The organism is Chloroflexota bacterium (assembly GCA_018829775.1).
GTDB lineage: Bacteria > Chloroflexota > Dehalococcoidia > Dehalococcoidales > RBG-16-60-22 > E44-bin89.
In genome coordinates this window covers 1-9,613 of sequence record JAHJTL010000046.1, presented here as the reverse complement: position 1 = coordinate 9,613, position 9,613 = coordinate 1, and the positions used below count along the sequence as shown (strand labels likewise).

Sequence of the window (9,613 nt, the reverse complement as noted above, 5' to 3'; positions counted from 1 at the left end):
TCCCCACTGCTACAACACACTGAAACACGAGTATCCACAATTCGGCGGCGATTTCGAAGTTGTCCATCATACCGAACTTATTGCCGGTCTCATCAAGGAAGGCAAGCTGCAGGGTATTAAAGAAATGAATGGCGTGGTGACTTACCATGACTCGTGTTATCTGGGGCGGTACAATGCTATCTTTGACGCACCGCGGCAGATTTTACACCGACTCAATGGCATGAAGCTGGTGGAGATGGAGCGCAATCTGGAGTACGGCTTCTGCTGCGGTGCCGGCGGCGGGCATCTCTGGCTTGAGGAGCAGAAAGTGGGCGAGAGAATCAACGAGATGCGTACCGAGCAGGCGCTGTCAACACAGGCTGAGGTCATTGCCACGGCCTGCCCCTACTGCCTGCAGATGTTTGAGGACGGGATACAGACCAAAGGGGCAGGGGAATCGGTCAGGGCAATGGACATCGCCGAGCTGGTGGTGAAGGCGATGCTCGTTTGACGGTATATGGGGAATATTGTAAGTTAGTAGTATGATATTGAGACTCGGAGCAGGAGGGAAGACATGCGCAAAGTTGCGGTAGTTGGCGTGGGGGAAACGAAATTCAGCGGTCAACAGGAAAAGACGAGCGTTGAGCTCTTTGTCGAAGCGGCTGCGGACGCGCTTGCCGAATCAAACCTGAAACCGAAAGACATTCAGGCCCTTTTCCTGGGCAATGTGCTGGGAGATTTTTCCGAGGGGCAGGGTTCGGTGCAGGCCTTTGCGGCGGAAAACATCGGCTGTTTCAATGTGCCGGCCAATCGCTATGAAGGCGCCTGTGCCTCGTCAAGTATGGCGGTGCGGGATGCCTGGATGTGGGTGGCCTCCGGTTTCCATGACATCGTTCTGACCGGCGGTGTGGAGAGGGCGGCCACCATGGGGACACCGCTGGCCACGCGCACCTTTGCCATGTTCAGCGATTCCCGCTACGAGTTTCCTTCGGGCATCACTTTCCCGGCCGTCTTCGCCATGCTGGCGCATCTGTACTCGGCCAAGTATGGCATACCGCTGCCCAGGCTGAAAGAGCAGATGGCCGCTGTTTCGTTGCAGTCCTATAAGTACGGCATGTTCAATCCCAAGGCACACCTGCGCAAGGAAGTGACCGTGGAGGCGGTGCTGAGTTCGTTTATGGTGAGCACGCCGCTCCAGCTGCACGACTGCTGCCCGTTTTCCGATGGTGCCGCCGCCCTTGTGCTGGCCTCGGAAGAGGTTGCCAAAAAGCTGACCGATAAGCCGGTTTTCGTTGTTGGCACCGGGCAGGCTTCCAACGGGCCGCTGGCCAATCAACAGGAGTACCTTCCCAGGCTCAGGGCGAGAGAGCTATCGGCGAAGCAAGCTTATGATATGGCCGGATTAAAACCTGATGACATCGATATCTGCGAGCTGCATGACTGCTTCAGCATCGCCAGCCTCATTGCCGCGGAAAGCCTCGGTTTTTTCGATTTCGGTACGTCTGGTGAGGCCTGGATGAAGGGTGAGGCCGATATCGGCGGCAAGGTCGCCATCAATCCTTCCGGTGGGCTGAAATCGAAAGGGCATCCCATCGGTGCCACCGGTGCCGGGCAGGTCTATGAGATAGCCAGGCAGTTGAGGGGGGAGGTGGAGCCGGAACGGCAGGTGGAGGGAGCCAGAGTTGGCATGACCGATACCCTGGGAGGGGATGGCTGCACGCTGGTCAATATGATTCTCCAGCGGGGCTGGTGAAACAGTTATTTTGCTCTTGGAGGCCAAGATGGAATATAAGCTGACCTATAAAGAATACAGCGAAGCGCTGAAGCAGAACAAATTGCTGGGATTGAAATGTAAAAGTTGCGGCACTGTGACCGTGCCCCCAAAGATGGTGTGCCGCAGTTGTGCCAGCCCGGAGCTGGAGGTTCTGGAACTGAAAGGCACGGGCAGGATACAGACCTTCACCACCTGCAACGTTGCTCCCGAGGGGCGTGAGGACGAAGTGCCCTATATCATTATGCTGGTTGAGCTTGACGAAGGCCCCTGGATTATGGGAAATCTAATCGGCGTTGACCCGGAGAAGGCAACCATGGAAGCGGTGATGGGCAAAGGGGTCAGGATGACCGAGACCAGGATTTTCCACGGCGATAAATACTCCGCCGGCGAGGGCGCCAGCCCGACTTTTGTCCTGGAAAGTTAGACGTGCCCGAAACCCTGATTGGGCTTTTTATCCTTCCTTCATAAGCTGACGGGCGATGGTCATGCGCTGCATCTCCGATGTGCCCTCGTAGATTTCGGTGATTTTGGCATCTCGTAGATAACGCTCCACCGGATATTCCTTGATGTAGCCGTAGCCCCCGAATATCTGGACGGCTTTATTGGTCACAAATGAGGACGTTTCCGCGGCATAGACCTTGGCCATTGATGCCTCTTTGATGAACGGCTGTCCCTGGTCCTGCAGGTAAGCGGCACGGTAGATAAGCAGCCTCGCGGCGTCAATCTGCGTCGCCATATCGGCGAGCATCCACTGAATGGCCTGGAAATTGACAATCGGCTGGCCGAACTGCTGTCGCTCTTTGGCATACGACAGGGCCCGGTCAAAGGCACCCTGGGCGATGCCCAGCGCCTGAGCGGCGACCGCCACCCGGCTGGCGTCTATGGTGTTGATGGCGATTCTGAAACCTTCGCCCTCATTGCCGAGTCGATTTTCCTCGGGCACAAAACAGTCCTCGAAGGCCAACTCCACGGTTGATGACCCCCGTATGCCCATCTTGTTCTCGTGCTTGCCCACGGAAAAACCAGGTGTATCCTTTTCCAAGATAAAGGCGGAAATGCCCTTGTGGCGCAGCGATTTATCAGTGCTGGCGAAAACAAGGATAATGCCGGCTTCGGCACCGTTGGTGATGAATATCTTGGTGCCATTCAGGATGTACCCGTTATCCTTGCGTGTGGCGGTGGTCTCCATTGCGGCGGGGTCGCTGCCTGCCCCCGCTTCGGTCAACGCGAAAGCGCCAAGGATTTGGCCGCTGGCGATAGGATGTAAAAAGCGTTTTTTCTGTCCTTCATCGCCATGCATGAATATCGGTATACCGGTCAGGCCGGAGCTGGCAAGGAGAATGGTGCCGGTGGCAGCGCAGACACGGCAGATTTCTTCAATGACGAGGCAGAACTCGGTGGCACCGCCACCGCTTCCACCGTACTCTTCGGGTAAACCGACGCCAGGGAGCCCGAGTCCCGCCATCTTGGGGATGCTTTCCGCAGGGAACCTGGACTCCTCATCGATCTGGGCGGCGATTGGCTCCAGTTCTTTGGTGGCAAAATCGGCGACCATTGTCTTGAGCATCTTCTGGTCTTCAGTGAGGGAAAAATCCATCTCTACCTCCTAAAGAAGTCAATTGTTGTGGATTTCGTCTATCATATCAAGCTGTTTTACGCTGTTTTTTACTGCGGTTTTGTATCTGGCCAAGCTCACTGGCCAGACGATTGACCAGCTGCTGGGCAGCCGCCTGGGGATTCGTTTTTCCCCTGACCAGGGCATCAATGAGTTTGGCCAGGTAGTCGCCGTGGTCAATGCTCGTAATGCTGTCTCTGACGAATCTTTCCACCGTTTCCATCAGTTCCAGCTTCAATCTCCCTTTCTGCCGTTTTTTCAGCTCGCCGGTGCTGGTGAGATACTCTCGATGCTTTGATATTTCGGCGGCCAGTTCTATGGTCCCCTTGTTATGGATGGCCTCGGTGAGGATGATGCCGGGTTGCCATTCGTCAGGAAGCCAGTCCCTCATCGAGAGCATTGCCTGGAGGTCGGTTTGGACAATGTCAGCGCCTCCCTTGTCCGCTTTGTTGATGACAAAAATATCGGTGGCTTCCAGGATGCCCGCTTTCATCATCTGAATGGCGTCTCCTGCTCCCGGTGTCATGACAAATAAAGTGGTATCGGCCACTTTGGTGATATCTATTTCTATCTGCCCGGAGCCCACGGTCTCAACTAGAATGATGTCCTTGCCCATCGCGTCCATGATGTGAATCGTCCCGATGGCGGCCTTGGCCAGGCCGCCCTGCAAACCACGCGTGGCCAGGCTCCGGATAAAGACGTCCTTGTCCTCGCCGTGCTGCTGCATTCGGACCCTGTCGCCCAGCAGTGCCCCGCCGGTGAAGGCGCTCGTGGGGTCAATGGCGATAACGCCGATGGTCATGCGCTCTTTACGGAACTGGCTGATAAGATTGCTGGTCAGGGTGCTCTTGCCGGCACCCGGTGACCCGGTAATACCGACAATGTACGCCTTTCCGGTATGGGGATAGATATGGCTCATCTCCTCGAAGGCGCTGGGCACTTCGTCGGCTATGCCGCTGATGAGCTTGGCGGCGGCGATGGTATCTCCAGATAGTACCTTGTTGGCAAGTCTAGCTTTCATCAATGAGTATCAAGAAGCGTTGGATTTACGAGCCACTAAATTATAGTTGAAGAGTAACATCAATTCAACCGTTTCCCTTTTCGGCCAGCTTCTGCATTATACGTGACATGGCTTCGCCGGCTTTGGCCCTGATGATTATAGTTGCCCGGTCGTCCATCGGCGTTTCGCTCAGGTTTACGATGACCAGCCTGGCGCCAGCATCTACGGCATAGCCGGGTATCAGTGCCGCGGGGTAAACGACCAGGCTTGAGCCGACGACGATAAAAAGGTCGCACTGCTCGGCGCGACGTGCTGCTTCCGAAAAGACTGCATCTGGCAGTGCCTCACCGAAAAGGACGATGTCCGGCTTCAGTATGCCGTGGCATGACTGGCAATCGGGGACATCCTCGCCGGCATATAATCTCTCTTTTATCTCCGACATGGGATACTTACGACCGCACTGCAGGCATATCACCCGGCGCATGCTGCCGTGCAGCTCAAACACCTTACCATCGGGGACGCCGGCGGCCTGGTGCAGGCTGTCCACGTTCTGGGTAATCACGCAGTCGAGTTTGCCCAGTCTGTGAAGTTCGGCAATGGCGTGGTGGGCGGGATTTGGCTTCACCGTCTCCGTCAGGCGCTCTTTCCAGAGCAACTGCCACTGCTTTCGTCGGGCGCTGGCATCACGGATGAATTTCTGGTAGGTGAAATCGTCGGGGTCAAAGCGGTCCCAGATGCCGCCCGGGCTGCGGAAATCGGGTATGCCCGATTCCGTGCTGACACCGGCGCCGGTGAAGACCACGATTTTCTCCGCCTTGATAGTCAGGTCGGCTGCACCATCGGCCAGGCGGTCCAAAGTCTGGTTGTCTACCGGTTTGTCCCTCTTGAGTAACATGGCAATGACACTAACCAGATGGTGTTGGTATTTTCATTCTCTCCGCGTTTAATTTAGCTGCATTTCTCGGCGCGGCAATCCAGAAGGCGGTGCAGGCGAGGGCGAAGGCCGCCATGCAGAGGGAAAAGGCGCTGGTGTAGCTTCCGGTAACATCGTATATATAGCCGCCCAGCCATGGCCCAATCACTCCCCCGATTCCCATGCCGGTAAGCAGTATGCCGGCAATGGCGCCGAAGTGCTTCCCGTGGAAGATGTCCGCCGCGCCGGCGGTCATGGTGGGAGTGAAAAAGCCGCCTCCATAGCCAAAGCATATAGCGTAGACATATAGCAGCCATGGCCGGGAAGTGTCATTTACTGAAACCAGTGCTATAAGGGCGAGGACCATCAGCGTACTGGCGAACGTAATTGTCCTCTCCCTGCCGATAAGGTCCGATATGCCGGCGGAAAGTGTCCCTCCAACCAGGCAAATGCCATAAAGGGCGAAGATTGAGGCGGCAAAAGTGCTGCTGTAGCCAACGTCTTCGGCAAATTTGACCTGATGCGAGATTACCAGATAGGTGCCAATGCCCCAGAAGAGGAAGTAAGTCAGCATCAGGAACCAGAGCTGGTAGGTGCCCATTGCCTGCCTGAGTGTCCAGTCGCGTGACATGGCGTGGTTGGTCTCAGACACGTCCGGTGTTTCATCCCTGGCCGTTGCCAGTTCCTCCGCTCCGTAGGGTTTCAGTCCCTTGTTTTCCGGTCGGAAATGGAAGAAGAGGAGATAGAGCGGCAGGAGTACGGCACCCAGCGTGCCCGCCAGGACAAAGTAGGCGTAACGCCAGCCCACCTGCGATATGGCGAACTCGGCGTACATGCCGTAGGTGAAACTGAGGCCGGCGCCTGTCTGAGCGAGTCCCATGGCCAGACCACGCTTGCGGGCAAACCAGTTTGCCAGCGTCGGAGCCAGCAGAGGCCAGCCGGCGGAGGCCATACCGATTGGTGCAACAACGCCGAGAAGCAAATAGAAATGCCATAGTTCCCGGGCAAAGGCACATCCCGCCGTTGCCAGACCCAGAATGATAAGGCCGATAGGCATGACACGCTGTGGTTTCCAGCGGTCTCCAAGACTGCCCGTAAATGGCGCCACAAAACCATAAACGAGCAGGTTCAGGGAAAGCATGAAAGCGGTACTGCCGCGGCTCCAGCCGAACTCTTCCAGAATGGAGGGGAAAAAGACGGAGAAGGAATGCCTGATGCCATAAATGAGCGTCATGCTGACGATGATGATGCCCACAATAACCCACGCATAAGAAAACCGAGGACGTCTGACTGCCATTGGCCCATCTTAAACAACTTCGGCGGCCAGCGTCAAGCGAGCCAGACTTGATAAAATACGCTGCTTCCAGTATCATTTAACGGATGTACTCTTTAGTGACGTCGGAAGTGAAAATATCGATTGCACCAGACATTCTGTCCCTGTTGACCCGAGTTCATCACTATCTTGCCGCCCGGGGGATAACCACGTATCTTGCCGGCGGCATGGTGCGTGACCTGCTGCTCGGGCGTGGGGTGGAAGATATCGACATTGCCGTGGCTCACAATGCACTCGAAGTGGCTGCCGAAATAGCTGACGAACTGGGGGGCAAATACATCCCCCTTGATGAAGAGAACAGGGTAGGCAGGGTGGTGTTCATCGTCGAGGACAGAAAGTGGGCGCTCGATTTTTCCACAATTGAGGGCGGCATCGAGCAGGACCTGGCGCGGCGGGACTTTACCATCGATGCCATGGCCATTGAGCTGGAAGAACTAATTCGTCATCCACAGTCGCCGCCGCTCATCGACCCGCTCCGCGGGCAGGAAGACCTCAATAATGGCGTTATAAAGGTGGTAAGCGAGTCGGCCTTTGTCGCCGACCCGGTCCGTCTCCTGCGGGCGGTCCGTCTATCGGCTGAGCTTTCCTTCAAAATACAGGAAGATACCGAGTCGCTCGTCCAGAAATATGCTCATCTGATAAGCAATGTAGCCGGCGAGCGGGTAAGGGAAGAACTTCTCCGGCTGCAGGTTTTACCACGCAGCGGACAGCACCTCGCTTACCTTGAAGGTTTGGGGCTGCTGGGCAATATATTCCCCGAGCTGGCACAGACAAAAGGGGTAACACAACCAAAGGAGCATTACTGGGATGTATTTGAGCACTCGCTACGCACAGTGAAGGCGGTCGATTTTCTACTGAGGGAGGGAGACTGGGAGTATGCTGTCAGGGAAGCCCTGGAAGCCGTTCCCTGGTCGGAGGAACTGGCACAGCACTTTTCGCGTGAGGTTGGTTACGGCAGCACGAGAAAGTCGCTGCTTAGACTGGCGGCGCTGCTGCACGATATCGCCAAACCGCAGACCAGGACGGTTGAGGAGAGCGGTCGGACGCGTTTTCTCGGTCATCCCGGTGAGGGAGCCCTCACGGTAACCGATATTATGGAGAGGCTGAGGTTCAGCACCAGAGAGATAAAGCTGGTGGAGGCGATGGTGAAGTACCACCTCCGGCCAACGCAGATGAGTCAGGAAGGACTGCCGACCAATCGGGCGATTTACCGCTATTTCCGGGATACTGGAGAGGCTGGGATTGATATCCTTTTCCTCAGCCTGGCCGACCATCTGGCCGCGAGGGGAAAACATCTGGACCTGGCTCACTGGCGGGAGCACACGGAAGTTGTGGAATACGTGCTGGCCAAACACGCAGAGGAAGAGAAGCTGACCGTACCACCGAAGCTCGTTGATGGTCACGATTTAATCGATATTTTCGGCTTGAGTCCGGGGCCACGCTTCGCGGAGATACTTGAAGCGATACGTGAGGCACAGGCGGCCGGAGAGGTGACCACGCGAGATGAAGTTTTGAACTATATTGAGCATACCCTGAATATCACTTTGCCAAAGGATAAGTAGCGTTATAGGAAAATGACCACGAAAAACCTGATTACCGTATCCATAGTCATGGCCCTTTTCGCCTTTGCCATTATGGCCCTCATCTATCCGCTGTGGGGTCGGGAGGCAATGCGCCTGGGCCTTGACCTGCGGGGCGGCATCCACATGGTCTATCAGGCCGACTTCTCTACAGTAGAGCCGGGAACAGAGGACGAGGCTATGGCTGGTGCCGTTGCCGTCATCGAGCGGCGAATCAACATACTCGGGGTAACCGAGCCGGTGATTCAGAGGCAGGGCGCTGACCGCATCCTTGTGGACCTGCCAGGTATCAGCGAGGCTGATAAGGCAAAGAAACTCATCGGTCAGACGGCGCTCATCGAATTCCGCGAGTCGAAAATAAAGGGGGATGGGGAGGAGGAATGGATACCGGCTACAGCTATAATAAACGGACAGGAAAAGGAGCTTAACAGTTCCTACTTCAGAGAAAATGCCTATGTCAGAACTGGTGAATTCGGCGAGGTGCTGCTTATTTTCGAGTGGAATAGCGAGGGGAAGCAGATATCTGAGGAGGTTACCGGCCGGCTCATTGGGGAGCCGCTGGGCATTTTCCTCAGCGGGGAACCCTTGCTTGGTGACGACGGTGAGCCGATTGCCCCTATCGTCCGCTCCAAGATTTCTGAAAGCGGACAGATTGAAGGCCTGAGCCTGAATGAAGCACAGGAGCTTTCCCAGCTGCTCAATGCCGGGCGCATTCCGCTGCCGCTGACCCCGATTTACGACCAGACCGTCTCTCCCATTCTGGGTGCCGATTTTATCGATATGAGCGTGAAGGCGGGCATCATCGGCATCATACTGGTGATGCTCTTCATGATGGCCTACTACCGCGTTTCCGGCTTTCTGGCCTGTCTTGCTTTGGTATTCTATGGCGCTGTCGTATTAGCCGTATTCAAGCTGTTTGGTGTTGTTCTAACGTTAGCCGGGCTTGGCGGTTTTATTCTCTCCATCGGCATGGCGGTGGATGCCAATGTGCTCATCTTCGAGCGGATGAAGGAGGAAATACGCACCGGGCGTACTCTCGGGGCGGCTATCGAAGCCGGTTTCAACCGCGCCTGGAACGCCATCCGGGATAGTAATATTACCACTTTTATTGTATGTATCATACTGTTCTGGGTAGGGAATAGCATTGTCGGTGGGGCAGCGGTAAAAGGTTTTGCTGTTACATTGGGTATCGGTGTTGCCGTTAGCATGTTCTCCGCCATCGTGGTGACCCGCACCATGCTGCGCCTGTTCGTCGGCGGTCCCCTGTCGAAGAAAACACACCTTTTCAGCGTATCGGTGGGTAAAAGAAATGTTTGACATTATCGGCAAAAGGTTTCGGTTCTTTCTGATATCGGGAGGGATTATCCTCATCGGGATTATCTCCCTGCTGACCTTCGGCCTGAAAATGGGTATTGAGTT

Annotated in this window: 9 protein-coding genes; 5 read left to right on the top strand and 4 right to left on the bottom strand. The window is 55.6% G+C overall.

The window, feature by feature from the left end; all coding sequences use genetic code 11:
- The 3 genes from KKD83_04650 to KKD83_04640 form a co-directional block, all read left to right on the top strand.
- Positions 1-490, top strand: a 490-nt coding sequence (locus KKD83_04650; GenBank protein ID MBU2535440.1) for a (Fe-S)-binding protein, incomplete at its 5' end; no start/stop codon positions are given.
- A 63-nt stretch (positions 491-553) separates the two neighbouring features.
- Positions 554-1,732 carry a propanoyl-CoA acyltransferase gene (locus tag KKD83_04645; GenBank protein ID MBU2535439.1) on the top strand — a complete coding sequence of 393 codons (1,179 nt, stop codon included), beginning with the start codon at positions 554-556 and terminating at the stop codon, positions 1,730-1,732.
- A gap of 28 nt (positions 1,733-1,760) precedes the next feature.
- The gene (locus KKD83_04640) at positions 1,761-2,177 is read left to right on the top strand and encodes a Zn-ribbon domain-containing OB-fold protein (GenBank protein MBU2535438.1); all 417 of its coding nucleotides are present in this window, start codon (positions 1,761-1,763) and stop codon (positions 2,175-2,177) included.
- A gap of 27 nt (positions 2,178-2,204) precedes the next feature.
- On the opposite strand, the gene KKD83_04635 is transcribed toward KKD83_04640, so the two are convergent.
- The 4 genes from KKD83_04635 to KKD83_04620 all read right to left on the bottom strand — a co-directional run bounded on the left by KKD83_04635 (position 2,205) and on the right by KKD83_04620 (position 6,578).
- Positions 2,205-3,350: an acyl-CoA dehydrogenase gene (locus KKD83_04635; protein MBU2535437.1), complete on the bottom strand. Its 1,146-nt coding sequence runs from the start codon at positions 3,348-3,350 to the stop codon at positions 2,205-2,207.
- Between the two features lie 46 nt (positions 3,351-3,396).
- Complete coding sequence (meaB, locus tag KKD83_04630; GenBank protein MBU2535436.1) at positions 3,397-4,389, bottom strand: methylmalonyl Co-A mutase-associated GTPase MeaB; 993 nt, start codon at positions 4,387-4,389, stop codon at positions 3,397-3,399.
- A gap of 64 nt (positions 4,390-4,453) precedes the next feature.
- Positions 4,454-5,263 (bottom strand): Sir2 family NAD-dependent protein deacetylase, encoded by an 810-nt coding sequence (locus KKD83_04625; protein MBU2535435.1) that lies wholly within the window; start codon positions 5,261-5,263, stop codon positions 4,454-4,456.
- Positions 5,264-5,273: 10 nt separating this feature from the next.
- Complete coding sequence (locus tag KKD83_04620) at positions 5,274-6,578, bottom strand: MFS transporter (GenBank protein ID MBU2535434.1); 1,305 nt, start codon at positions 6,576-6,578, stop codon at positions 5,274-5,276.
- Positions 6,579-6,685: 107 nt separating this feature from the next.
- Between KKD83_04620 and KKD83_04615 the strand changes: the two genes are divergently transcribed.
- Both KKD83_04615 and secD read left to right on the top strand, forming a co-directional pair.
- Complete coding sequence (locus KKD83_04615; GenBank protein MBU2535433.1) at positions 6,686-8,176, top strand: HD domain-containing protein; 1,491 nt, start codon at positions 6,686-6,688, stop codon at positions 8,174-8,176.
- A gap of 12 nt (positions 8,177-8,188) precedes the next feature.
- A complete protein-coding gene (gene secD / locus KKD83_04610; protein MBU2535432.1) occupies positions 8,189-9,511 on the top strand; it encodes a protein translocase subunit SecD in 1,323 nt (440 codons plus the stop codon).
- Positions 9,512-9,613: the final 102 nt, after the last annotated feature.

What these genes read in the sequence shown, in the direction of transcription:
- meaB (MBU2535436.1), bottom strand. Translation starts at nt 4,389, where the DNA reads ATGAAAGCTAGACTTGCCAACAAGGTACTATCTGGAGATACCATCGCC.
- KKD83_04620 (MBU2535434.1), bottom strand. Translation starts at nt 6,578, where the DNA reads ATGGCAGTCAGACGTCCTCGGTTTTCTTATGCGTGGGTTATTGTGGGC.
- KKD83_04625 (MBU2535435.1), bottom strand. Translation starts at nt 5,263, where the DNA reads ATGTTACTCAAGAGGGACAAACCGGTAGACAACCAGACTTTGGACCGC.
- secD (MBU2535432.1), top strand. Translation starts at nt 8,189, where the DNA reads ATGACCACGAAAAACCTGATTACCGTATCCATAGTCATGGCCCTTTTC.
- KKD83_04635 (MBU2535437.1), bottom strand. Translation starts at nt 3,350, where the DNA reads ATGGATTTTTCCCTCACTGAAGACCAGAAGATGCTCAAGACAATGGTC.
- KKD83_04640 (MBU2535438.1), top strand. Translation starts at nt 1,761, where the DNA reads ATGGAATATAAGCTGACCTATAAAGAATACAGCGAAGCGCTGAAGCAG.
- KKD83_04645 (MBU2535439.1), top strand. Translation starts at nt 554, where the DNA reads ATGCGCAAAGTTGCGGTAGTTGGCGTGGGGGAAACGAAATTCAGCGGT.